Raw genomic sequence first — 24,688 nt, forward strand, 5'->3', positions numbered from 1 at the left:
AGAGCTGTTCTAATTGTTCGATATTTCCGTCTGTTATGGTAGAAATTACCAGCAGTGACGTATCATTCGGTATGATCTGCCACGGTAGTCCAGGAAAGGCTCATCATGATTGAAGGACAGGATCGACGATTGCTGACCCACCTCCAGAAAGATGGCCGCCGCAGCAACCAGGATCTGGCTGACGATGTCGGCATGTCGTCTTCGGCGTGCTGGCGCCGGGTGCGGGCGCTCGAAGAGTCCGGCGTCATTACCGGCTATGCGGCGCTGGTCGACCGCGAGCGGGCCGGCTTCCTGACTTCAGCCATTCTGCATGTGTCGCTCGATCGCCACGACGCCACTTTCGTCACCCAGTTCGTGGCGCGCGTGAAACGGCGCCCCGAGGTGCTCGAGTGTTTTGCGACGACGGGGGATGCCGATTATCACCTGCGCGTCGTCGTCGCCGACATGGCTGCCTACAACCGGTTTCTCGACGAATTCATGTTCAAGATTCCGGGCATCCGTCACGTCCGGACCAACGTCATCCTCAAGGAGATCAAGTGCGACGTCGCGCTGCCATTCTGAGAGGGGGCCGGGAACCATCGCTGCCGCAGAACGTTTGTCTTCCGAATTTCGAAAGCCTGTTTTTTTACGGGAGAGCAAAATGATTCGTGCTGCCGCAGCAATTCTCGTGGGATCGTTGGTCATTGGACCTGCGGCCGCGCAATCGACGACGCCCTCGAGCGAAAAGCCGGAGACCAGTTGCACGACAACCGGGTCCGCGACCTCGGGACACGGCGACGAAAAGACGTCGAATTCGATGGCCGTGGAAAAGAGCGCGATCCTGCCCGACGCCGGCGGCGCCGATTCGGCCGCGCCCACCGTGCAGAGCGGCGGCAAGCCCATGGTGGTCCGAAAGGACTGCCCGCCGGATTCCAAACCGAAGGGATGAGCGCATCGACGCGCCTTGCGAATGCTCGTTCTGCCTTCGCTAAAGAGCCGGCGCGAGGATGATGCCGGCCTGCCTGTCGTGAGAAGTACGTTCGATCAATCGCACTGCTCGTAGCCGGACGATTTGCATTTCTGCGCCTTCTCGCGCGCTTCCGTGACCTGTTGCGGGGTCAGCTCCTTGGTGAGCAAAGCGAGATCCTTCTTGGCCTCGGCATTGCCCTGCGCAGCCGCCACTTCATACCACATGTAGGCACGAACGGTGTCGGGCGATTCCTCGCCGCTGGCCTTGTAGTAGAGGCTGCCGAGCAACGTCTGGGCTTGGGGGTTGCCTTGCTTGGCGGCGAGCCGGCTCCACTTCCGCGCTTCCTTTTCGCTCTTGGGAACGCCGAGACCCATCCTGTGCATCACCGCGACCTTGTATTGCGCGATGGCGTTGCCTTTTTCCGCGAGCGGCCGGAACAGCTTGATCGCCGCCGCATACTGCTTTTTCGCAAACGCGGCCGTGGCTTCCTTCAAGCTGTCGGCATGGGCTGCGGGTGCGTGGGCCGTCACAGCGAACATGAGGATCGCGGTCATTAATCCCAGATGTCTCAATATGCGCACGATTTGCTCCCCTAAATGCTTTGAAGAAAAAATTATGACTCTCTCGTATCTCGAAAATCCGGGCGGCACAATCGCGTGGCGATCCCGCAGCTTCGCTGCGATGCAATGAACTCGTTCACTCAATGATAATGCGAGGTGGCGGCCGGCTTGCCGCGCCGGAGGTGATCGTCGTCCAGACATCGCGGGCGATCGCGATGTAGTGGCGCGCATGAACGCCGTCCGGTTCGGTCGCCACCACCGGGCGGCCATCGTCTGAGGTCTCGCGAATCTTGATATCGAGCGGTATCTCGCCGAGATACGGAATCCCGCGCCGTTCGGCCTCCTGGCGTGCGCCGCCATGGCCGAAGATCGGCGTGAGCTTCTGGCAGGCCGGGCAGCAGAACGCCGACATGTTTTCGATCAGACCCAGGATCGGGATGTTCACCTTCTCGAACATCGCGATGCCGCGCCGCGCGTCGATCAGCGCGATGTCCTGCGGCGTGGAGACGATCACCGCTCCGGCCAGCGGCGCCTGCTGGGCCATCGTGAGCTGCGCGTCTCCGGTGCCCGGCGGCAGGTCGATGACCAAAATATCGAGATCGCCCCACGCCACCTCGCGCAGCAATTGCGTGATCGCCGAGATCACCATCGCCCCGCGCCAGATCATCGCGAGGTCTTCCTCGACCAGAAAGCCGATCGACATCACCTTGACGCCAAACCGCTCCAGCGGCTCCAGCATGCGCGGGCCGACCTGGCGTGGCTTGCCGCGCAGCCCGAACAGTTTTGGCTGCGATGGGCCATAAATATCGGCGTCGAGGATACCGGCTTTCAGCCCTAGGGCGGCAAAGCCGAGCGCGAGATTGCACGCGGTGGTGGATTTGCCGACGCCGCCCTTGCCGGACGCGACGGCGATAACGTGCTTGACGCCGGGAATGCCTGACGCGCGCGACGTCGCGCGGGCTGCAGGGGCAGGCTGGGTGGCGGACACGGCGGGCTCCTTACGATCCAACGGGATCGCCCTTCTTGCCATCGCGCGCGCGCAAATAATCTTCCGTCGACATCACCGGCGGCCGCTGCGGCGCCCCGTGCGGGTCAAAACCCTCATTGACCACGGCTTCGACGCGGCAATCCGCGCACATCTTGATGACATCGATCCGTTTGGCGTTGGCGCCCTGGAACATCCAGTGCTTCTCGCCGAGTTTTGCCAGTACGCGTTCTATCGAACTTTTGGTCCCGAACGGCTTGCCGCAGGCGATGCAGTTGAACGGTTCTTCCTCCTTCAGAACGCGCAGCGGCGCGTTCCATGCCGCAAAATCCAGCCGCGGCTCTAGCGTGATGACTTTTTCGGGGCAGGTCGCTTCGCAAAGCCCGCACTGCACGCACAGGCTTTCGGTGAAGCGCAGCATGGCACGATCGGGATTGTCCGATAGCGCGCCGGTCGGGCAGGCGGTGACGCAGGCGTGACAGAGCGTGCAGCCTTCGACTTTGAGATTGACGCCGCCGAACGGCGCGCCCGGCGCCAGCGGGACGCTATCCACCGGCGCGGGTGCCGCCAGGTGAAGTTCGCGAAACGTCGTTTCGAGCACGCTGCGTTTGGCGCCGCGCGGCACGAAGCCGGCCGGCTTTGGCGTCGCGACGCCGCCTGGCGCCGCATCGAGCATTGCGCGCAGCTGGTCCGGATCGTCGGTCTCGAGGATACGCACCAAGCCTGCGCCGAAGCCGAGCGCGGCAACCACGGTGTCGGATGTCCCGACGGTCCGGCGCAGTCCGGTAATATCGTGCTTGGGTTTGCCGCGCGTCAGGATCGCGACACCACTGCCGCCATAGGCGAACACCGCCGCGATACTCTCCGGTCCGAGTTGCGTCACTTCATTGACGCGCAGCGGCAGCACATGGGCCGGCAGTCCGGCGCCGAACCTTGCCAACGCGTCGATCAGCGCGTCGCCATGCTCGCCGTCGTGGAACAGCACGATCGCGTTGTTGCCGCCGGCTTTACGATAGGTCTGCAGCAGCGTGCGCAATCGCCGCATGAGCGCGTCTGCACTGGGCAGTGCATATGAAGCCGCACCGGTCGGACACACCGAGGCGCAGGCGCCGCAGCCGGCGCATACGTTGGCGTCGATCGCGACGGCCTTTCCGTTCGGCGTGATCGCCCCGGTCGGACAGAGATCGAGGCAGCGCGTGCATCCGGTAATGCCGGAGCGCGAATGGGCGCACAGCGCTTCCTCGAACTGTATGAAGCGCGGCTTGTCGAAGGTGCCGACCAGATTGCCCGCATCCGCGATCGCGCGCTCGACGGCGCCGCGGTCGCGCGGATCGGCGCGCAGATATCCCGGACGCAGTTCGTGTGCGGGAAACAGCGGCGGGGCGCCGCTAAGATCGAGGATCAAATCGCAGGTCGACGTCGCGCCGTTGCGTGCGGGGCCGAACACGAGCTTGGCGCGCGAAGATGGCAGCGGCAGCGCATAGTCGTCGACCGCAAGCTCAAACGCGCCGAGATGACCGCGCGCGTTGCGGATGGTGCCCTTGAGCACCGGAAACTCATTGCTCCGGCGCGGCATGACGTCGCCGGGCTTGCTGAGCAGCACGGTGATGTCTAGACGGTCGGCGAGGCGCTGCGCGGCGTCGATGGCGAGTTCGTCGCTTCCATAGATCAGCGCGACGCCGCTGCTCTCCATCGTCACCAGCGAAATCGGCGGCATGTCTTCCTGCGCGGCCGCGATCAGCGCCGCAGCTTTCGGGCCGGCCGCCGCCGCATCATTCGACCAGCCGCCGGCTTCGCGGATGTTGGCAAAGGTGAGCTGGGCCTGCGGGAAATCTTCGGCGACTTCGCGGAACAGCGGCGCTTCCTGCGTGCAGGCCACCGTGATCGGCGCGCCGTCGGCAAGCGCTTGCTTGAAGCGGTCGAGTTCGAGGCCGCAGAGCTGGTTGGCTTGCGTGATCTTCCCGGCGCAGCCACGGCTGATCGCCGGCACGTCGAGCGGCATGGTCTTCTCGCAGCTGCAAATCAGAAGATGAGACGCCGTAGCCATCGTTAACTTCCTGAACCGGCGCGCACATCGCACGGTTCGTTTTTCTGGTTCCGCTCGCGTTGCGAGCCCGACGGGGATAGCATACACCGGCGGATTGCAAAGCAATTTAGCAAAGCAACGCAGGATGAGCTTTTCGATGATGTCGCGTCGCGGGGAAGTGGATCAGGCACCCGATCTGCCCCCCGGTTATACTTTGGTCGCGTTACGCGAACTCGGCGACGCGTTTGCCCATGGATGCGAAATCGCGGCCGAAGCGGGTGCCGGAACGCTGATCTGGGTGCGGCGCTACGACCTGGTCGAATTCGCCGTGGTGCTCGAACCCGACGAACCCTTGACCTCGGCGCGCCGGGCGTTGTTCGCCGGCATGAACGCGCTGGCGGACGCGATTGCCGCCCATTGTCCGCCCGAGCGGGATGTCAGTTTCGACTGGCCCGATACGATCCGGTTCGACGCGGGATTGCTGGGCGGCGCGCGGCTCGGCTGGCCCGCCGATTGCGCGGAGACCGACGTGCCGAACTGGCTGGTATTCGCTGTGATCCTGCGCGCCGCCGACATGGTGCATCTCGACGAGGTGCAGGCCGCGTCCGGCGTTTCGATGCTGGGCGCAGGCTTTGAGATGGTCGATACCGACGCGATCATCGGCAGCTTCGCCCGTCATCTGATGACCGCGTTCGATCGCTGGAACGAGCGCGGTTTTGAGGCCATCGCCCGGGATTATCTGGAACGGCTTCCGAGGCGCGAGGCCGGCGAGATCAGGGCCATCGACGTCAACGGCGATCTGCTGGTCAAGCTGCCGGCCGGCAGCGGGCCCCCCGATCGATCCAGCCTCGTGGATGCGCTGGCGAAAGCGGACTGGTATGATCCGCAATCGCGCGGTCCGAAGTTCGGATGAGGCTGACATGCTGAAGCTGCCGCGAACCATCAGGCTCGACCCATCGGATACGTTCGTATTCGAGCGTGCCGCGGAACCCGGAGAATGGGCGGTTTCCGGCGCGTTCGTGTTCTGGAACCAGGATTCGGCGACGCTGGCGCAGAAGCAGCGCGTGGCGCTGCGGTCCGGATTTCTCGGGGTCGAAAGCCTGGGCTGGTCGACGCTTGCGATCGTGACCGAGGCGACGCACGCGGAGCGGCAAGCCGCGGTCGATCGGCTGGCGGCGCAATTGCTGGAAAAATTCGGCGCGCCGGATCTGAAAGCCGCGCGCGGCGCCGCCGAAGAAGAGGTCGCGTTTGCGGCCTCGCTGTGCGATCACCCGGCGCAGACCTTGCTCGCCGTGCAACGCAGCATCGAGGACGGTGAAATCCGCGAGCGCTTTCGCACCCTCAAGCCGCGCGAAGCCGCAGGTGATGCCGACCGGTTGCACGCGCATGCCAGCGCCTTTACCTTTCATGAGATCGAAGGCGACGATGAACCTGCCGAGGAGGTCGATCTGTTGGGATTGATGGGAACTGAACAGAAAACCGGAAATCGCAAATGAGAGAATTCTGGGTAGCGTCCGGCCATCATCTGACCCGGCGCGCCGATCACGGCGGGTTGATCGCGACGCCCGAACTGATCATGGCCTATCTGGCGCGGCCCGAATTGATGCCGCCGGAGGACGCCTGCGAGGCCGAGCGGAACCTGCACGCGGGCCTGTTGGTCGATCCGCTCCGTTCGGTTTCGAAAGCCGATATCGCCGCGCTCGCCGATCCCGATGCGCGCGAGAACTGGACCTTCATGATGAATTTTCGCGATCGGCTGGTCGCGGCTCCGTCGCTTGAGGCTGTTTATGTGAATATCGCCCGCAATGGCGCCGGCGACCTGCCGCCGATCTTTGTCTCGCAGCTCTGCCATCTGATCCTGCGCAACGCGCTCGAAGGCTGCGACGATCCCTACATGCTGCGTGCGGCGGAACTGTTCTATCGCAGCCAGCAGGCGGCGTTTCATGAGGGCACGCTGTTGCTTGCGGACGCCGAAATCGTCGAGGCGCAGCAACAGGCCGAACATGACCTGCATGCGTCGCCGCTCACGGCGATGCTGGCGCCGCCGAAGGCGTTCGGCGAGATGGATGTGATGGACGACGAGAACGCCTGGACCTATTGGTCACGTTCGGATGCGCATGCGATGGTCATGAACATCGGCGGCAATCCGAAGGCGCGTGCCGGGCTTTGCCGGGTGATCGAACGATGGATCGCCCACCTGCTCGGCGTTGCCGTCAGCGTCGAGACGGTTCCTTCGATCGAAGACCGCGACTGGCGCTGGTTTGTCGGTCTCGACAGCGAGGGCACTAAAATCGGCAATGCGCTGTGGAACGGCACGTCGGTGGACGCCAACGCCGCCGAGCGCATCGTCGCGCTGATGCGCCTGACCATCGCGGATACGCAGCTGGTGGACGAACGCGTCGGCAGCAAACCGGTGTACCTCATCCTGGCGATGGGCGCGGACAAGGTCGTGCGCCTGAAGCCGCAAAATCTGGTCGCCGGGCTGCCGCTCGCGCAACAGGCGAACGTGGCATGATCGGCCGGCGCACGGAGGATCTCGCATGGCGATGACCGCATCCCGCGAAGTGGGTGTGGTGGTGCGGCGCCGCGCCGTCGATAATCCATGGATCGATCATATGTGGTCGCCGGCGATGGTGCTCGACGAGGTGCCGGCAACCGCGCCATGGACCGTGCTGTCCACTGAACCGGGTGCGACGCTGTATTACGCAGGCGCCGCCAGCATCGACCTGTTCAGTTCCGACACCGCCAATTACCGCGACAATCTCGCCGACGGCGAACCGCGCATCTGGGTCGCGCTGCGGCGACAGGCCGGCGGATCCGAACTCGAACTGACCAAGGTGACGGCCGATCCGACCGAAGGGGAGGCGATCTTCGAAAGCGGTTGCGACGTCATCGGCACCGTTCCGATGTCTCCGGAGATCGAGGCCTGGATCGCCGCCTTTGTCGACGAGTTTCATGTCGAGCGGGTGTTCCACAAACGCAAGCGCGATCGTGCCGGCGGCGAGCGCCAGCCTGGCCCAAGGGATCGCGGCCCGGATGAAGGGACAGGGCGCGGATGAGTGACCAGGACCAGGGCGACGACAAGGGCTTTTTGGCGCGATGGTCGCAGCGCAAGCAGGAGGCCAAGCAGCCCGAGCGCGAAGCGCCGGTTGCCGACGCCGAAATCGCTGCTGCTCCGGCGACTGAGGCCGAGGCTGTGAAGGAGGCTGCGCCTGAGTTCGATCTCTCCAGCCTGCCATCGCTCGAAGAATTGACGTCGGAGACTGACATCACCGGCTTTCTGCGCAAGGGCGTTCCCGAACATCTGCGCAATGCGGCTTTGAGAAAATCCTGGGCGCTGGATCCCGCGATCCGCAACTACGTCAATCCCGCGCTCGAATACGCCTATGACTGGAACACGCCGGGCGGCGTGCCGGGCAACAGCGAACTCGGCGCGGGCATCGATATCGCCCGGATGGTCACCCAGATCATGGGCACCGGCGAAGCGCCCGCCGAGCCGCCGGTTGCCGCCGAGGCCCCGACAGAAATCGCGAACGACGCTGAATCTTCCGACCAGCCAAAGCCTGATCTGCCGGATCAACCGCTGAGATTGAGCAGTCAGCCAGAGCCCGCGGAGCCGAATCATTCGAGCGCCGACGAGCCAGTCGGGCTCGAAACGGAGCGGCAACCGGTCTCCGTGACCTCCGATTCTGCTGCACCGCAGCAGCCGGTGCGACGCCATGGCTCGGCAAAACCTCTTGTTTAGACAAAAGTTTTCGAGACATAGGCAAAGCCTATGATACAAATTTAGGACTGGAATAATTCCAGTTCTAATTTGTATGCCCGATTAAGAGGCATCGGACACAGGATACGGGACACTGGGCGCGAGGCTGGGGAGAAGTCGGGTTCACCATGCGTGACGCCGGACTGGAACAGGCAATCAGGGCAGCGGGTGGCGTCGCGTCGTTAGCGCGAGCGATCGGCATTGCGCAGCCTTCGGTTTCATCGTGGTCGCGGATTCCCGCCGAGCGGGTTCTCGCGGTCGAGGCCTTGACGCGTGTGGAGCGTTCCGTGCTTCGCCCCGATCTCTACGGATCAACCGAGGCTCAGGTGCCATCCCAGGTGTCGTCCAACGTGTCAGCGAAACCGGAAATCGACGAGATCGATCAGCTGCGCGCCGCGGAATACGGCTTGCTGTCGCTGCTGCTCGGCAAGGCGCCGGACGCGGGCACGCTGGCGCGCGTCGCGCAATTGAAGGGCGACGCCTCCGATCTCGGCATGGCGCATGTCGAGCTCGCCGTGGCTGCGTCAGCTGTGGACGACCGCGCCGCCAGCAAGGAATTCTTCGACCTGTTCATCGGGCTCGGGCGCGGCGAGCTGCTGCCCTATGCCTCCTATTACCTGACCGGCTTCCTGCACGAGCGCCCGCTGGCGCGCGTCCGCGAGGATCTGGACCTGCTCGGCATCGAGCGTGCCGGCCCCTCGCGCGAGCCGGAAGACCACATCGCGATTCTGCTTGAGGTGATGGCGGGTCTGGCGCGCGGCGACTTCGAGGCTCCATTCGCCGAACAGGCGCGCTTCTTCGACCGGCATCTCAAGCCGTGGGCGGCGCGGATGTTCGCTGATCTGGAGATGTCCGGGACCGCCAAATTCTACCGTGCCGTCGGCCGCGTCGGCCGCGTGTTTATGGAACTGGAAGCCGAGGCCTTCACGCTGTCCGCGTGACGCGCAAAGGTAATCGAAAGTTTGAAGTGGAGGAGACCGCGATGAGCAAACCATCCAACAAGGCGCCGGCCGACAAGCCGCTCGATGCCAAGGGGCTCGATCGCCGCCGTTTGTTCATGATGGGCGGATCGGCAGTCGCTGCAGCCGCCGTGGTGCCGCTGGCGGGCGGCGAGGCGGTCGCGGACGAGTCGCAGGCCGAGCGCGTCAAGGCCCGCTACAAGGAAACCGATCACGTCAAGAATTTCTACCGCGTCAACCGCTATTGATGGGAACACGCACATGTTGATGAAGCGAAAAGACGGATCCGCAGGCAAGGCGCGTTTGCAAGGTGTCGCCGCCGGCCTGGCTTCGGGAGTTCTCGACCGCCGCACGTTCCTCCGCCGGTCCGGTCTGGCTGCAGGCGCCGGCGCCGCCCTCGGCTTGATGCCGCTCGGCTCGGTGCGCAAGGCGGAGGCCGGTCCGAAAATCGTCGGGGCGCCGACCGAAATCAAAAAGAACATCTGCACGCATTGTTCGGTCGGCTGCACGGTGATCGCCGAAGTGCAAAACGGCGTCTGGGTCGGCCAGGAGCCGGCTTGGGACAGCCCGATCAATCGCGGCTCGCATTGCGCCAAGGGTGCGTCAGTGCGCGAACTCGTGCACGGCGATCGCCGCCTGAAATACCCGATGAAGCTCGTCAACGGCGAGTGGCAGAAAATATCGTGGGACGTCGCCATCAACGAGATCGGCGACAAGATGCTGGAGATCCGCGCCAAGTCCGGCGCCGATTCCGTCTATCTGCTCGGCTCGGCGAAATTCTCCAACGAAGGCGGCTATCTGTTCCGCAAATTCGCGGCGTTCTGGGGCACCAACTCCATCGACCATCAGGCCCGCATCTGTCATTCGACCACCGTCGCCGGCGTCGCCAATACCTGGGGCTACGGCGCGATGACCAATTCCTACAACGACATGCGCAACTCGAAGACCGTTATCTTCATGGGTTCGAATGCCGCCGAAGCGCATCCGGTGTCGCTGCAGCACATCCTGACCGGCAAGGAGATCAACCGCGCCAACGTATTCGTGCTCGATCCGCGCTTCACCCGCACCGCGGCCCACGCCACCGAATATGTGCGCTTCCGCAGCGGCACCGACATCGCGGTGATCTGGGGCATGCTGCACCACATCTTTAACAATGGCTGGGAAGACAAGGAATACATCAAGCAGCGCGTTTACGGCATGGACCAGATCCGCGCCGAAGTCGCGAAGTGGACGCCGGAAGAGGTCGAGCGCGTGTCGGGGATTCCCGGCGAGCAGTTGAAGAAGGTCGCCGAGACCTTCGCCAAGCAGAAGCCGTCGGCCTTTGTCTGGTGCATGGGCGGCACCCAGCACACCGTCGGCACCGCCAACGTCCGCGCCTATTGCACCTTGCTGCTGGCGACCGGCAATGTCGGCACTTTCGGCGGCGGCGCCAACATTTTCCGCGGCCATTGCAACGTGCAGGGCGCCACCGATATCGGCCTCGATATCGTGACGCTGCCGCTCTATTACGGCCTTGTCGAAGGCGCCTGGAAGCACTGGGCGCGGGTCTGGGAGGTCGAATACGATTATCTGCAGGCGCGCTTCGACGAAGTGCCGGCCAAGGCGGGCCGTCCGGCCCGCACCCGCAAGCAGAACATGGAATTGCCGGGCATCCCGTGGACCCGCTGGTTCGATGCGACGCTGGCCAATCCTGATGATGTCGATCAACGCGACACCATCAAGGGCGTGGTCATCATGGGGCATGGCGGCAATACCATCCCGCGCATGACCGAGATGGTGAAGGGCCTGGAGAAGCTCGAACTGCTTGTGGTTGCCGATCCGCATCCGACCACGTTCGCGGCGATCTCGGAGCGCAAGAACGGCACCTATCTGTTGCCGGCCTGCACCCAGTTCGAAACCTCGGGCTCGCGCACCGCCTCCAACCGCTCGCTGCAGTGGGGCGAGCAGGTCGTCAAGCCGATCTTCGAATCCAAGGACGATTACGAGATCATCTACCTGCTTTCCAAGAAGCTCGGCTTCGCGGATCCGATGTTCAAGAACCTCAAGGTGGAGAACAACCGTCCGTCGCCGGAAGAGCTGCTGCGCGAAATCAACCGCGGGGGATTCTCGACCGGCTATTCCGGCCAGTCGCCGGAGCGGCTGAAGGCGCATATGAAGAACCAGGGCAAGTTCGACCTGGTGACCCTGCGCGCCAAGGCCGACGAGCCCGAAATCGGCGGCGACTATTACGGCCTGCCGTGGCCGTGCTGGGGCACGCCGGAGATCAAGCATCCGGGAACGCATACGCTCTACAACACCAACCTGCACGTCAAGGACGGCGGCGGCACGTTCCGGGCGCGGTTCGGCGTCGTCTATGAAGAGAAGCAGCCGGACGGTTCGGTGAAGAACGTCAACCTGCTGTCGGAAGGTTCCTACAGCAAGGGTTCGGAACTCACCGATGGCTATCCGGAGTTTACCTACGGCGTGCTGAAGAAGCTCGGCTGGGACAAGGACCTCACCGCGGCCGAACTGGCGACGATCAACAAGATCGGCGGCAACAATCCCGACGGCGTCGGCTGGGCCGTCGACCTGTCGGGCGGCATCATCCGCGTTACGCTCGAACACGGCGTGATGGCCTATGGCAACGGCAAGGCGCGCGCGGTGGCGTGGAACCTGCCGGATCCGGTGCCGGTTCATCGCGAGCCGATCTACACCTCTCGCCCCGAACTCGTCGCCAAATACCCGACGCGTCCGGACGGCCGCCAGTTCCGGATGGCCAATCTCGGCTTCTCGGTTCAAAAGGCGGCGGTAGACAAGGGGCTTGCCAAGCAATTCCCGATCATCCTCACGTCGGGTCGTCTCGTCGAATATGAAGGCGGCGGCGAGGAAACCCGGTCGAACAAATGGCTTGCCGAATTGCAGCAGGACATGTTCGTCGAGGTCAACACATCAGATGCAGCCGAACGCGGCATCAAGGATGGCGGCTGGGTCTGGGTCTACGGCCCGGAAAACAGCTCGAAGGCGCGCGTCAAGGCGCTCGTCACCGACCGCGTCGGCAAGGGCGTCGCATTCATGCCGTTCCACTTCTCCGGCTGGTTCCAGGGCGTCGACCAGCGCAGCAAATATCCAAAGGGCAGCGATCCGATCGTGCTCGGCGAAAGCGTGAACTCGATCACGAGCTACGGCTACGATCCGGTCACCGGCATGCACGAGGGCAAGGTGACCCTGTGCCAGATTCAATCGGCGTGAGGGGAGAATAGATCATGGCTCGCGTCAAATTTCTCTGTGATGCCGACCGTTGCATTGAGTGCAACGCCTGCGTGACGGCCTGCAAGAACGAACATGAAGTGCCGTGGGGCATCAATCGCCGCCGCGTCGTCACCATCAATGACGGCAAGCCCGGCGAACGCTCGGTGTCGATGGCCTGCATGCATTGCACCGATGCGCCATGCGCCGCGGTTTGTCCGGTGTCGTGCTTCTACACCACCGCCGACGGCGTGGTGCTCCACTCCAAGGACCTGTGCATCGGCTGCGGCTATTGCTTCTACGCGTGCCCGTTCGGCGCGCCGCAATACCCGAAGGTCGGCAATTTCGGCTCACGCGGCAAGATGGACAAGTGCACCTATTGCGCGGGCGGCCCGGAAGCGGACTCCACCCCGGCCGAATACGCCAAATACGGCGCCAATCGTCTGGCCGAGGGCAAGCTGCCGATTTGCGCAGAGATGTGCTCGACCAAGTCGCTGCTCGCCGGCGACGGCGCCATCATCGCCGAAATCTACAAGGAGCGCGTGATGAAGCGCGGTTACGGTTCGGGCATGTGGGGCTGGAAAACGGCTTACGCGGATTCACCGACCGGCTGATGCCTTGGCCGTCGCGCGGCGCGCGGCGGCGCACATGTCACGAGAAACGGGAAGGTCACGGGCCTATGCCAAGCTCTCTTTCACACCTCCGGGCGCTATGCGCCGCCATCGCGCTGCTGTTTGTGTTCGCACATCCCGCCTCAGCGCAGCTGACGTTCAAGCCGACCGCCGAAGCGGTTCAGGAAGACAAACTCCTGAACGCGCTGAAGGAGGGCGACAAGATCACCGGGCGGATATCGATCCCGGATACCATGGCCTCCAGCCTGATCCAGCCCGCGGGCCGCGACTGGCGCGATTTTCAACGCAGCAAGCTGCCGATCATCGGCGGCGTCGCCATCCTTGGAATGATCGTGCTGCTGGCGATCTTCCTGATGGTGCGCGGCAGGATTCGCGTCGATCACGGTTTTTCCGGCACCAAGATTCTGCGTTTTGCGAGCTTCGAGCGCTTCACCCATTGGCTGACGGCGAGCTGTTTCGTCGTGCTGGCGCTGTCGGGCCTCAACATCAGCTTCGGGCGGGTCCTGATCATGCCGCTGTTCGGCGCCCAGGCATTTGCGACCATGTCGGGCTGGGCCAAGATCGCGCACGATTACCTGGCGTTTCCGTTCATGCTTGGCCTCGCGATCATGTTCCTGATCTGGATCAAGGATAACATCCCAGGGAAGCTCGACTGGCAATGGATTAAGCAGGGTGGCGGCATCCTGCCCAACGGCAAACATCCGCCGGCCAAACGATTCAACGCCGGTCAGAAAGGCATTTTCTGGATCGTCATCATCGGCGGCGTGCTGATGTCGGTGTCGGGCTGGTTCATGCTGTTCCCGTATCTTCCGGCCAACGTCACGGCGTTGCAGTTCTGGACCGTGATCCATGCCGTGATCGCGATGCTCTTCATCGCGGTCATGCTGGCCCACATCTATATCGGTTCGGTCGGGATGGAGGGCGCGTTCGATGCGATGGGCACCGGCGAGGTCGACCTCAACTGGGCCAAGGAGCATCACGCGCTCTGGGTCGCGGAGGAGCAGGCCAAGGGCCGCGCGCCGTCGAAAGATGGCACGCACGCCGTGGCGGCCGAATGACGATGCGAGTACAGAACAGTTCGAGGGAAATACGATGAAGAGCTTTCTGGCGGCTTTGGCGTTTGCGGCGATCGCCGCGTTCTGTGTGTCGTCCGTGCTCGACACCATTCAGCAGTCGAGTTCGGTTGCCTACACCACCACCGGGGCGAGGGTCGGCGATCCCGGCAAGAATCTGATCGGGCCGAACTGATTTCTGGATCGGATGTTGAACGCGCCCAAGCAAGTTAAGGCAGTTGCGGCGTGGCCGGTGGAAATCCGGCTGGTGAAGGACCGCCGCGCCCTTCACGTCACCTTTGACGACGGTGCGGATTTCAACCTGTCGGCCGAACTGCTCCGGGTGACCAGCCCGTCCGCCGAGGTGCAGGGGCATTCCGAAGCGCAGCGCAAGACGGTCGGCGGCAAGCGCAACGTGACCATTCTCTCCGTCGATCCCGTCGGCAATTACGCCGTGCGGCTCGGCTTCGACGACATGCACAATACCGGCATCTATTCCTGGGCGTTCCTGCACGATCTCGGCAGCAACGCCGAGCGGCGTTTTCAGGATTATCTCGACGAGCTCCAGGCCAAGGCCCTCGATCGCGACAAACCGGGCATGCGCTGATCCTTCTTCCTCTGCCTTGACGGCGACACGAACCGACGAAACGATCGCCGCGAATGCTCCGTGCTCATACCATCCGCCGCCTCGTAGCGCTGACCTGGATCGCTTTGCTGGTCCTGACGGCGCTTGGAACCAGCGCCGCCCACGCGCAGTTGCGCGGCCATGGCGGGCCGGTGCGGGCCTTGGCGATTTCACCTGACGGTGCGAGCGTTATTTCAGGCAGCTTCGATTCAACCGCGATCCGCTGGTCGCTGACATCAAATGCGGCCGAGCAGGTGCTTCGTTTCCACGCCGACGCCGTCAACGCGGTGGCACTGCTTCGGGATGGACGGGCCGCGACCGCGGGCGCCGATGGCCGCATTGCGATCTGGACCGCCGGCAACACCCGGCCCGACGTGGTGCTGGAAGGCCATACCGCGCCGATCGCAGCCCTTGTGGTTTCGCCCGATGGCGCAACATTGGCCTCGGTGTCGTGGGATCAAACCGTGCGCCTGTGGCCGCTCGCGGGCGGCGCGCCGCGCGTGCTGGAAGGGCATACCCAGAACGTCAATGGCGTCGCTTTTTCGCCCGACGGCCGCACGCTGGTCAGCGTCAGCTATGATCAGAGCGTTCGCATCTGGCCGCTGGCGGGCACGTCGCCGCCGTCAGTCATTGCGATGCCGACCCCGCTCAACGCCGTCGCGATTGGCCGTGATGGCGAAATCGCGGCCGGAGGCGCCGACGGCAGACTGTATTTTCTGGGCAGCGACGGTGCGCGCGCCGGTGACGTTGAAACCGGCCCGAGGCCCGTGATCTCGATGGCGATCTCGCCCGACGGCGCATGGGTCGCAGCCGCTGGCATTGGTGGCGCGGTCGCGGTGATCGATCGCAAGACGCGCAATCTCGCGCGCACATTGGTAGGTCCCGGGCTGCCGGTCTGGTCGGTGGCGTTTCTGCCGGATAGTCGCACGCTGCTCACCGGCGGTGCTGACAGCACCATCCGCCGCTGGAACGCGGTGACCGGAGATCCCGTCGATCCCTTGCTGTTTGAACACACGGCAGACCCGCTGGCCGCGTATGCCGGCGACCGCGGCGCGGATATTTTTCGTGCCTGCGTCGCCTGCCACACGCTCGGCGCCGATCAGGCCAACCGGGCAGGGCCGACGCTGGCCGGCCTATTCGGCCGGCGCATCGCGACCTTGCCGGGATATGATTTTTCCGACGCGCTCAAGCGGCTCGATATCGTCTGGACGCCGGAAACGGTTTCGAAATTGTTCGAGATCGGGCCCGCGGCCTACACGCCGGGCACCAAGATGCCCGAGCAGCGCATCGGCTCCGAACAGGACCGTGCCGCCCTGGTACAGTTCCTGGAGCGCGCCACGAAGCGCTAGAGAGCACTCTATCGCGCCTTGCCCGCCGACCGCGGCTGCAGGGCCAAGTGGCGGCGTTCGCACGACTATCGGCTACGTGTATTCCGAGCCGGAGCTTCTGCTTTCGCTGCGATCGTTTCAAGCAACCAGTTCTTGAACGAGAGCATCGCAGATGATGGTTGCCGCGAATGCAGCGACGTAATCCAGTAGTCGCCAAGCGTCACTTCGGTCTTGAACGGACGTACTAGTCGCCGTTGACGGACCTCGTCCCGAAACATCTCCGCCGGCAACAACGCAACGCCGGTACCGCGCGCTGCAACGCTTGCGATCGTGATCGATGAGTCGAACACCATTCCCTTGATGACGGGACTAAGCAGTCCCGCCGCGGCAAACCAGCGCGACCATTCGTCCTGTCGATAGGAACGCAGCAGCACCTCGCGTTTGAGATCGGCCGGCCGGCTCAGCCTGCGGGCCAGTGCCGGGGCGCAGAGCGGAGTAAACGACGCCCCCATCAGGTGGGTCGCGTTCGTACCGTGCCAGAGGCCGTCGCCAAACCTGATGGCGTAATCGAGGCCTTCGCCCGCTATGTCGACGCGATTATTATTGGCGAACAGACGCAAGTCGATCCGCGGATACGCCTTCTTGAAAGTGTCGAGCCGCGGCAGCAGCCATCCCGACGCGAAGGTGCCGACTACGCCGATCGTGATGACGTCCTGGTAGCGACCGTCTTCAAAACGATTGACCGCTTCGTTGAGCCGCCCGAAAGCTTCGACGATGCGGGGCAGCAGTGCTTGTCCTTCGTCGGTCAGCGCGACGCCGCGCGGTAGCCGGCGAAACAGCTGCGCGCCAAGCCTGTCCTCCAGTGCTTTCACTTGCTGACTGACGGCGGCCTGCGTAACGCGGAGTTCAAGGCCGGCACGGGTGAAACTCAGGTTGCGCGCCGTCGCCTCAAAGGCCCGTAATGCATTCAGCGGAAGGTGGGAAAGCTTCGTCCTGCGGCGCATTCGTTCGACCCTAGTTTTTCTAATGCCTGCATTCAAAACTGATCGTTTGTCAAGACAGGGCCTTCTGGGCACGTTCCTGCCCGCAACCCGGAGGGATTCGAAATGATCAGCAGGAGACAATTTCACCTTGGTTTCGGCGCAGCACTGATAGCCGCTGATCTGAGCGGCCTGCCAAAAACGGCTCGCGCTGCGGCCACGGATCAACGACTGATCGCCGAGATCAAGCGTCTGGAGAGCGAGAGCGGTGGCCGGCTCGGCGTTTGTGTGCTGGAGACGGCAACCGGCGCGCGTCATGTCCACCGGGGCGACGAGCGTTTCCCGATGTGCAGCACCTTTAAGGCGCTGGCGACAGCGGCGGTGCTGGCGCGGGTGGATGCCAGGAAGGAGCAATTGACGCGGCGCATAACTTTCGACGCATCAGCAATCGTGGTGAATTCGCCGGTAACTGAAAAGCACGCCGGGGGCGATGGCATGACGCTCGCTGAAATTTGCGACGCGGCGATGACACGGAGCGACAACACTGCGGGCAACCTGCTGCTCGCCAGTATCGGCGGACCTCCGGGGCTGACGGCCTTCGCGCGAGGGCTCGGCGATCAGGTCACGCGGCTGGACCGGGATGAACCGTCGCTCAACCAGGCACTGCCCGACGATCTCCGCGATACCACGACACCGAATGCGATGGCTTCGAATTTCCAGGCACTCGTCCTTGGGACTGGGGCGCTGTCGGCGGCATCGCGCGAGCAATTGACGGCATGGTTAGTTGCCAACAAGACGGGCGACACACGATTGCGCGCAGGGTTTGCGAAAGGCTGGCGTGTCGGTGACAAGACCGGCGCCGGTGACCATGGCACGAACAATGACGTTGCCGTGGTGTGGCCTCCCGACGGCGCCCCTGTCATCGTCGCGGCCTATCTGACGGGCGCCAGCATTCCCAGCGCGCAACAAAACGCCACCATCGCCTCGATCGCGCGCGCCGTCGCGGCGATGAGACTGGGCTAGGTGCGGAATGCCGGCAAATCCTTCAGCGAAAACGACCGGCGCACTATCGATAGCCGTCGTCGCCGTATGCCTTGTGATGCCGAGTTCGGTTCCATCGCTTGCCTCGAACGGGATGTTCGCCAAGCGGCCCGCGTTCTCGGAGGCGGACCAGCCTGTGCGGATGGCCGCCGAGTGCAGAGAGGTGAGGCCGATGTCGGATGGCATTCCGGAACTCGACTACCGGATCGATCTTTCCGTGGCTGGCAGTCTCACGGCGGTGAAGACAGATGGAGTGTTGTGGTATCTCGTGCTGTGTTCTCCACCCGATGTCCGGATTATGTGCGTGACCTACCAGTCCAATGGCATGGAGACGGGTGACAGGATTATCGTGAAAGGCGGATACCGACGGCGCGATGCCGATCACGTACTTCTGGATCCTTGTTTGGCAACAAGGCCGGAGCCGTGATCTCGTCCCTCAGTGAAGTCTGCCTTGGCGCTGACGGCAACAGGAGCCAGTGCAGCGCATCGGTTCCGAACAGGACCGTGCCGATTTGGTGCAGTTCCTGGAGCGCGCCACGAAGCGCTAGAGAAAGCGTGAACGCCGTCTGTGACGCAGTTCACATCCGCGCGCCGGGCTTCACGCTAAGGCACACACGGGGTGGGCTTCTCCGAACGGAGGTTTCCCATGAACCGTTTGATGATCTCTGGATTCATTGCGGTCGCTCTGCTTGCCGTTACCATCACGATGTTGCCGTCGCACTCGCTTTGGGGCCATCGCGCCGGGACAACCGGCCTGGCGTCATCGCAGCAACGTTCCCTTTCGACTGCCGCGAACAAGCTCCCGATCGAGGAGTTCGAGGATATGTCGTTCGTCTTTTCGCACCCGCCCAAGCGCTGAAGCGCGCGGACGGCATGATTCATGATCGTGACTTCGCGAACGTTGGCGCGTGAATTTGCATCACGACGCGCTTGCTTTCGTCAGCGGTCACGATTCGCCGGAAAGCCACATCGCCCAAGGCACAGCGCTCACCACGTGAGCGCATGGCTTGCCCATTGACGCCGGCAAGTCGGCATAGGACATTCCGATCAACGTGCGAGCGATCGGAAGCCGGCCATGAACGTCACCCATTTCAAGAATTTCGAAATGCTCGACCCGGAGGTCGGGGAGTTACGCGGTGGCCATGAACTGGTGGTCGAAGGCGACACGATCCGGGAAGTCTCGGCCAAACCGGTCAAGCTCGAAAACGCCAGCGTGATCGACTGCGGCGGGCGCACGCTGATGCCCGGCCTGATTGACAGCCATGTCCATGTGGTGCTGTCCGAGGTCGTGATCCGCAACATGGAAAGTGTACCCCTGACGTTGATGACGGCGCGCGCGGCCCGTTTGATGCACAGGATGCTCGACCGCGGCTTCACCAGTGTGCGCGACACCGGCGGCGCCGATTGGGGCCTGAAGGAGGCGACGGACAAGGGGCTGATACCAGGGCCGCGGCTGTTTATCGCCGGGCGTGCGATCGGTCCGACCGGTGGCCATAGCGATGCACGTCGTCGCACCGATTTCGGTTCGCGCTGCCATTGCTGCAACGCCATGTCGTTTTCCATGGGCGTCGCGGACGGTATCACCGAGGTCCGCCGCGCGGTGCGCGAGGAAATGCGCCAGGGCTGCGACCAGGTCAAGATCATGATGTCCGGCGGCGTGGCGTCACCCTACGATCCGCTCGACAGCCTGCAGTTCTCGGTCGGCGAGGTCGAGGCCGCCGTGCAGGAAGCGCACGCCTTTGGCCGCTATGTCTGTGCGCACGCCTATACGCCTGAAGCGATTACGCGCGCGGCGCATGCCGGGGTTCGCACCATCGAGCACGGCAATCTGATCGACGATGCCTCGGCAAAGCTGATGGCCGAGAAGGGCATGTTCCTGGTCGCCAATCTCGTCACTTACTTCGAGATGAAGAAGCATGCGGCAGAGTACGGCATGAATTCGGACATGCTGGCCAAGAACGACCTCGTGATCGATGGCGCTCTAAAATCGCTCGAAATCTGCAAGCGCCACGGCGTCCCGGTCGCCTACGGCACCGATCTGCTCGGCGAATTGCAGGTCGCGCAGTCGGAGGAGTTTTCGCTACGGGCGCAGGTGCTGTCGCCGGCGGAGATCATCCGTTCCGCGACCACGATCGGCGCCCAGGTCACCCGCATGGAGGGCAAGATCGGCTGCCTGAAGCCGGGTGCCTTTGCCGACCTGCTCGTCGTCGACGGCGATCCCTTGAAGAACCTGAAACTGTTCGGGGAGGAAGGCCGGCACCTTTCAATCATCATGAAGGCAGGGCGCTTCCACAAGAACCGGCTGCAGTGAGCCTGCCAGTGTCCCAACAAATCCTGTTCAAGAATTTTGAGTTACTCGAGCCTTCGTTCGGCGAGCTCCGCGGCGGCTATCAGCTGCTGGTCGAGGGCGATACCATCAAGGAACTCAGCACAACGCCGATTAAGGCGGCCGAGGCTACGGTGATCGACTGCGGCAAGCGCACCTTGATGCCGGGACTGATCGACTGCCACGTCCACGCCATCCATAGCGAAGTCAATGTCCGCTTCATGGAGGCGTTGCCGCTGACGCTGGTCACCGCGCGTGCGGCGACGCGGCTTCGCGCCATGCTCGACCGCGGCTTCACCACCGTGCGCGACACCGGCGGCGCCGATTGGGGCATCAAGACCGCGATCGAAACCGGGCATATCACCGGCCCACGGCTCTACATCGCCGGCCAGTCGATCGGCCCCACCGGCGGCCATTCGGATTCGCGCCGGCGCACCAACCGCTTCAACAGCAGCAACAACGAGTGCGTCTGCTGCAACGGCCTGCAGTTCAAGTCCGCGATCGCCGATGGCGTTGACGAGGTCCGCAAATCCGCGCGCGAGCAGATGCGCCAGGGCGCCGACCATGTGAAGATCATGATGTCCGGCGGCGTCGCGTCACCTTACGATCCGCTCGACAGCCAGCAATTCTCGGATGGCGAGGTCAGCGCGGCGGTGGAGGAGGCGACCGCCTTCGGCCGCTACGTCTGCGCGCATGCCTATTCCGCCGAATCCATCACCCGCGCCGCGCGCCTCGGCGTCCGCACCATCGAGCATGGCAATCTGATCGATGATGCTTCCGCCAAGCTGATGGCCGAAAAAGGCATGTTCCTGGTGGCCAACCTCGTCACTTATTATGCCATGAAGGATCGCGCAAAACAGTTCGGCATGATCGGCGAAAGCCTCGCCAAAAACGAAATCGTGCTGCAGGGCGGACTGAAATCGCTGGAGATCTGCAAGCGCCACAATATTCCCGTCGCCTATGGCAGCGACCTCCTGGGCGAGCTGCACTGGGACCAGTCCAAGGAGTTCACCATCCGCCAGGAGGTGGTCTCGCCGATCGAGATCATCCGTTCGGCGACCACGATCGGCGCCGACGTGCTGCGCATGCCGGGCAGGGTGGGTACGTTGCAGGCAGGTGCCTTCTCCGACGCCATCCTGGTCGACGGCAATCCGCTGAAAGACCTTGCGCTGCTTGGCGATCAAGGCAAACATCTCTCCCTGATCATGAAGGCCGGCATTTTGCATAAGAACCGGCTGAACTAATCGAAGGCTCCCATAAAGAGGCGATCTTGACCGTCGTACCCCGATGGACCTCATCACGCGTTGTCGGCCGGATGGCGCTCGGGACGGCGGCTGGCGTGTCGCTTGCATATATCCTGCTGCCGATGTTCTTCGTGATCTGGCTGGCATTCTTCGCACAGGAAATTCCGTCATTCCCCCCGGAAGGCTATTCGCTGAAATGGTTTCGCGCTGTTCCCGGCAATGACAGGTTCGTCAAGGGATTCTTCCTTAGTCTGCAGGTCGCCGTGCTCGCCACGTCGATCGGTTTGGCGATCGGCGTTCCTGCCGCCGTCTGCCTGGTGCGCGGGCGTTTTGCCGGGCGTGAGGCGGTGAACAATCTGCTGTTGCTGCCGCTGATCGTGCCGGGCATCGTGCTCGGCATCGCGCTTTACGTCTTCCATGTCGAAACCGAGATCGTGACCGGCTGGCCGATCCTCGGTTCGCTCGGCGGCCTGGTCGCCGGTCACGTCCTGATCGCGATCCCCTGGACGGTGCGCCTGATCACCGCGAGCCTCGTCGGGATGGATCGCGCCGTCGAGGAAGCCGCGCAGAGCCTCGGCGCCGACCGCCTGACCACGTTCCGGCGCATCACGCTGCCCGGCATTTTGCCGGGCATTGTTGCGGCGGCACTGTTCGGATTCATCGCCTCGTTCGGGAATCTGGAAATGAGTCTGTTCCTGGTCGGCCCCGGCCGCACCACGCTGCCGATCGCGATCCTGCAGTATCTCGAATGGAAGATCGATCCGACGATTGCCGCGGTATCGGTGCTGCAGATCCTGTTTATCGGCGGGGCCATGCTGCTGACCGATCGCTTCGTCAAGATCGGTCGTGTGGTCTGACCATGGCGCGTCTGCAATTAACCGGCATCACCAAGCGCTATGGCGACTTCAAGGCCGCCGATGACGTCTCGCTCGACATCGCCGATGGCGAGTTCCTGGTTCTGCTCGGCCCGTCCGGCTGCGGCAAGACCACGACCTTGCGCATCATTGCCGGCTTCATCGAGCCGACATCGGGCAGCGTGCGCGTGGGCGATCGCGACATTACTTCGCTGCCGCCATGGAAGCGCAACACCGGCCTCGTGTTCCAGAGTTATGCGCTGTTTCCGCATATGACGGTGGCCGAGAACGTCGCGTTCGGGCTCGAGATGCGCAAGATACCGAAGGCGGAGATGGCGCCGAAGATCACGGAAGCCTTGCGCCTGGTGCGGCTCGATCATCTCAGCGACCGGCTGCCGCGGCAATTGTCCGGCGGCCAGCAGCAGCGCGTGGCGCTGGCCCGGGCGCTGGTGTTCCACCCCGATGTGCTGCTGCTCGATGAGCCCTTGTCCAATCTCGACGCCAAGCTGCGCCAGGACGTGCGCGTCGAAATCCGCGAACTGCAGCGCAAGCTCGGCCTGACCACCGTCATGGTCACCCACGACCAGGAGGAGGCGCTCACCATGGCCGACCGCCTCGTCGTCATGAGCGAGGGCCGCATCCGCCAGATCGGCTCGCAGCAGGATCTCTATGAGCGGCCTTCGGAAAAATTCGTCGCGGATTTCGTCGGCCGTTCCACCTTCATCGATGGCCGTATGGACGGCCCCGGGCGCTTCGTCTCGGCCGGCGGCCTCGTCGTCACCTGCGAAGGGACCGCTACCGGCAACGCCTCGCTGGCGCTGCGCCCCGAACGGCTTGCACTGATGTCGGCTGCGGCGCCTGCGATGGACAACAGTTTTCCAGGCTCCGTGGAGTTCATCTCCTATCTCGGCTCGCAGGTGGATCTGCATGTCCGCCTGTCGCCCAAGGAACGTGTCATCGTGCAGATCCAGAACCGGCCGGAACAGCCGCTACCGGTGATCGGAGAACAGGTCCGTATCGGCTGGAGCAAATCGACAGGCCGCGTATTTCAATCATAATATCTCTGCCAACCAACATCCCGGAGGCATCCACCATGACCAGCTCGAAATCTCGCCGTGAAGTCCTGCTCGGTGCCGCAGCCCTTGCCGGTACCGCCAGCCTGCCACGTATGGCGTCGGCGCAGGCCAAAGGCCGCATCGTTGTCGGTACCTGGGGCGGCGACTACGCCCGCCTGCTCAACAAGAATATCGAGGCGCCGATCCTGATCAAGGATGGCTGGGAGGTGGTGCAGGACCAGGCCGGCGATCCCGAGCGGCGCTCGAAGATGCTCGCCGAGATGCGGCTGCCGCGCGGCACGACTGATGTGCAGGGTCTATCGGCCATCAACATGTTCCAGATGCACGACGCCGGCAGTGTGCTGCCGATCGACTACGGCAAGCTCAAGAATGCCGGCAATCTGCTGCCGGGGATGAAATATCCCTACGGCGTCGGCCATATCTATTCGGGCAAGGTCGGCGTCTACAATCCGAAGGTGATCACAACAGCACCGGTCAGTTACAAGGACGTGTTCGATCCCAAGCAAGGCAACAAGCTCGGCATCATCGACATCCAGTATCAGTACACGTTGGTCTGCGCGGCGCTCGCCGCCGGCGGCAAGGTCGATGATCTCGAGCCCGCCAAGAAACTGCTGCTGGAGTGCAAGAAGGCCGGTATGCGGATCTATCCGACCAACGAGGCGTTTGCCCAAGGTCTGAAGTCGGAGGAATTCGGTCTCGGAGTGATGTGGAAAGCGCGCGTCGTGCAATGGCAGAACGCGGGTATTTCAGTGACGTCGATGACCCCGACCGAAGGCGCGCTGGCCTATGTCTCGGGCTTCGTCATCCCGAAAAACTCGCCCAACAAGGAAGGTGCCTACGCCTATCTCGACGCCATGCTGGACAAGAGCGCGCAGGAGGCCTTCGCCGTCGACATGGGTTACAATCCCACGGTCAGCAACGCCGTGGTCGCGCCCGATCTGAACAAGCGCATCGGCTTCACCCCGGACGAGGTCAAGAAACTGGTCGATCTCGACTACAACTATCTCAACAAGAACGACGTCGCGCTCAAGGAATGGTGGGACAAGGAACTGAAGGGCTGAGC

26 protein-coding genes and 1 pseudogene are annotated in these 24,688 nt (G+C 63.3%); 23 read left to right on the forward strand and 4 right to left on the reverse strand.

From position 1 onward, the window contains the following. Positions 1-105 precede the first annotated feature (105 nt). Together JQ597_RS30070 and JQ597_RS30075 are read left to right on the forward strand one after the other, a co-directional pair. A complete protein-coding gene (locus tag JQ597_RS30070) occupies positions 106-561 on the forward strand; it encodes an Lrp/AsnC family transcriptional regulator (RefSeq protein ID WP_192734397.1) in 456 nt (151 codons plus the stop codon). A 79-nt stretch (positions 562-640) separates the two neighbouring features. Further along, a complete protein-coding gene (locus tag JQ597_RS30075) occupies positions 641-928 on the forward strand; it encodes a hypothetical protein (RefSeq protein WP_212269099.1) in 288 nt (95 codons plus the stop codon). Between the two features lie 95 nt (positions 929-1,023). Here the strand turns inward: JQ597_RS30075 and JQ597_RS30080 are convergent, their stop codons facing one another. From JQ597_RS30080 to JQ597_RS30090, 3 genes and pseudogenes are all read right to left on the reverse strand, one after another. After that, positions 1,024-1,530, reverse strand: coding sequence for a tetratricopeptide repeat protein (locus JQ597_RS30080; RefSeq protein WP_312011095.1), 507 nt, complete (start codon positions 1,528-1,530; stop codon positions 1,024-1,026). Between the two features lie 115 nt (positions 1,531-1,645). Beyond that, a pseudogene (locus JQ597_RS30085) lies at positions 1,646-2,545 on the reverse strand (Mrp/NBP35 family ATP-binding protein); the annotation flags it as partial. Continuing rightward, the gene (locus tag JQ597_RS30090) at positions 2,508-4,541 is read right to left on the reverse strand and encodes a 4Fe-4S binding protein (protein ID WP_249148323.1); all 2,034 of its coding nucleotides are present in this window, start codon (positions 4,539-4,541) and stop codon (positions 2,508-2,510) included. The pseudogene JQ597_RS30085 and the gene JQ597_RS30090, both read right to left, overlap by 38 nt. Before the next feature lie 136 nt (positions 4,542-4,677). Here JQ597_RS30090 and JQ597_RS30095 point away from each other — a divergent pair, with 136 nt between their 5' ends. From JQ597_RS30095 to JQ597_RS30155, 13 genes are all read left to right on the forward strand, one after another. Further along, a complete protein-coding gene (locus JQ597_RS30095) occupies positions 4,678-5,433 on the forward strand; it encodes a biotin/lipoate--protein ligase family protein (protein ID WP_212269101.1) in 756 nt (251 codons plus the stop codon). 7 nt (positions 5,434-5,440) lie between these two features. Further along, positions 5,441-6,016: a DUF6505 family protein gene (locus JQ597_RS30100; RefSeq protein ID WP_212269102.1), complete on the forward strand. Its 576-nt coding sequence runs from the start codon at positions 5,441-5,443 to the stop codon at positions 6,014-6,016. Beyond that, positions 6,013-7,035 carry a DUF6352 family protein gene (locus tag JQ597_RS30105; RefSeq protein WP_212269103.1) on the forward strand — a complete coding sequence of 341 codons (1,023 nt, stop codon included), beginning with the start codon at positions 6,013-6,015 and terminating at the stop codon, positions 7,033-7,035. The genes JQ597_RS30100 and JQ597_RS30105 overlap by 4 nt, the downstream gene beginning before the upstream one ends. 25 nt (positions 7,036-7,060) lie before the next feature. Beyond that, a complete protein-coding gene (locus tag JQ597_RS30110) occupies positions 7,061-7,579 on the forward strand; it encodes a DUF3305 domain-containing protein (RefSeq protein WP_502754697.1) in 519 nt (172 codons plus the stop codon). Beyond that, positions 7,576-8,265: a DUF3306 domain-containing protein gene (locus JQ597_RS30115; protein WP_212269104.1), complete on the forward strand. Its 690-nt coding sequence runs from the start codon at positions 7,576-7,578 to the stop codon at positions 8,263-8,265. Before JQ597_RS30110 ends, JQ597_RS30115 begins: the two co-directional genes overlap by 4 nt. A 146-nt stretch (positions 8,266-8,411) precedes the next feature. Then, positions 8,412-9,224, forward strand: coding sequence for a Cro/CI family transcriptional regulator (locus JQ597_RS30120; protein ID WP_212269105.1), 813 nt, complete (start codon positions 8,412-8,414; stop codon positions 9,222-9,224). 41 nt (positions 9,225-9,265) lie between these two features. Next, positions 9,266-9,490 (forward strand): hypothetical protein, encoded by a 225-nt coding sequence (locus JQ597_RS30125; protein WP_212269106.1) that lies wholly within the window; start codon positions 9,266-9,268, stop codon positions 9,488-9,490. Positions 9,491-9,503: 13 nt separating this feature from the next. Next, entirely contained in the window at positions 9,504-12,470 is a 2,967-nt protein-coding gene (locus JQ597_RS30130) for a formate dehydrogenase subunit alpha (RefSeq protein ID WP_212269107.1), read from the forward strand. Between the two features lie 14 nt (positions 12,471-12,484). Further along, positions 12,485-13,081 carry a formate dehydrogenase FDH3 subunit beta gene (gene fdh3B / locus JQ597_RS30135; protein ID WP_100418683.1) on the forward strand — a complete coding sequence of 199 codons (597 nt, stop codon included), beginning with the start codon at positions 12,485-12,487 and terminating at the stop codon, positions 13,079-13,081. Positions 13,082-13,146: 65 nt separating this feature from the next. Further along, entirely contained in the window at positions 13,147-14,157 is a 1,011-nt protein-coding gene (locus tag JQ597_RS30140) for a formate dehydrogenase subunit gamma (RefSeq protein WP_212269108.1), read from the forward strand. Between the two features lie 34 nt (positions 14,158-14,191). Next, a complete protein-coding gene (locus JQ597_RS30145) occupies positions 14,192-14,347 on the forward strand; it encodes a hypothetical protein (protein ID WP_212269109.1) in 156 nt (51 codons plus the stop codon). 15 nt (positions 14,348-14,362) lie between these two features. Next, positions 14,363-14,758, forward strand: coding sequence for a gamma-butyrobetaine hydroxylase family protein (locus JQ597_RS30150; protein WP_249133557.1), 396 nt, complete (start codon positions 14,363-14,365; stop codon positions 14,756-14,758). Between the two features lie 53 nt (positions 14,759-14,811). Next, the gene (locus tag JQ597_RS30155; RefSeq protein ID WP_212269111.1) at positions 14,812-16,125 is read left to right on the forward strand and encodes a c-type cytochrome; all 1,314 of its coding nucleotides are present in this window, start codon (positions 14,812-14,814) and stop codon (positions 16,123-16,125) included. A 65-nt stretch (positions 16,126-16,190) separates the two neighbouring features. Here JQ597_RS30155 and JQ597_RS30160 read toward each other — a convergent pair whose 3' ends face one another. After that, positions 16,191-17,108: a LysR substrate-binding domain-containing protein gene (locus JQ597_RS30160; RefSeq protein WP_212269112.1), complete on the reverse strand. Its 918-nt coding sequence runs from the start codon at positions 17,106-17,108 to the stop codon at positions 16,191-16,193. 102 nt (positions 17,109-17,210) lie between these two features. Between JQ597_RS30160 and bla the strand changes: the two genes are divergently transcribed. From bla to JQ597_RS30200, 8 genes are all read left to right on the forward strand, one after another. Beyond that, positions 17,211-18,107 (forward strand): class A beta-lactamase, encoded by an 897-nt coding sequence (gene bla / locus JQ597_RS30165; protein WP_212269113.1) that lies wholly within the window; start codon positions 17,211-17,213, stop codon positions 18,105-18,107. Positions 18,108-18,114: 7 nt separating this feature from the next. Next, entirely contained in the window at positions 18,115-18,552 is a 438-nt protein-coding gene (locus JQ597_RS30170) for a hypothetical protein (protein ID WP_212269114.1), read from the forward strand. 219 nt (positions 18,553-18,771) lie between these two features. Further along, a complete protein-coding gene (locus JQ597_RS30175; RefSeq protein WP_212269115.1) occupies positions 18,772-18,984 on the forward strand; it encodes a hypothetical protein in 213 nt (70 codons plus the stop codon). A 216-nt stretch (positions 18,985-19,200) separates the two neighbouring features. Next, the gene (locus JQ597_RS30180) at positions 19,201-20,436 is read left to right on the forward strand and encodes a metal-dependent hydrolase family protein (protein ID WP_212269116.1); all 1,236 of its coding nucleotides are present in this window, start codon (positions 19,201-19,203) and stop codon (positions 20,434-20,436) included. 8 nt (positions 20,437-20,444) lie between these two features. Further along, on the forward strand, positions 20,445-21,695 hold the full coding sequence (locus JQ597_RS30185; protein ID WP_312011096.1) for a metal-dependent hydrolase family protein: 1,251 nt from the start codon (positions 20,445-20,447) through the stop codon (positions 21,693-21,695). A gap of 26 nt (positions 21,696-21,721) precedes the next feature. Beyond that, positions 21,722-22,552 (forward strand): ABC transporter permease, encoded by an 831-nt coding sequence (locus JQ597_RS30190; RefSeq protein ID WP_249133558.1) that lies wholly within the window; start codon positions 21,722-21,724, stop codon positions 22,550-22,552. 2 nt (positions 22,553-22,554) lie between these two features. Next, the gene (locus tag JQ597_RS30195; protein ID WP_212269117.1) at positions 22,555-23,607 is read left to right on the forward strand and encodes an ABC transporter ATP-binding protein; all 1,053 of its coding nucleotides are present in this window, start codon (positions 22,555-22,557) and stop codon (positions 23,605-23,607) included. A gap of 35 nt (positions 23,608-23,642) precedes the next feature. Next, a complete protein-coding gene (locus JQ597_RS30200) occupies positions 23,643-24,686 on the forward strand; it encodes an ABC transporter substrate-binding protein (RefSeq protein ID WP_212035243.1) in 1,044 nt (347 codons plus the stop codon). The last annotated feature ends 2 nt before the right edge of the window (positions 24,687-24,688 follow it).

Origin of the sequence: Bradyrhizobium sp. AUGA SZCCT0177, from assembly GCF_018130125.1 — a bacterium.
Lineage (GTDB): Bacteria > Pseudomonadota > Alphaproteobacteria > Rhizobiales > Xanthobacteraceae > Bradyrhizobium.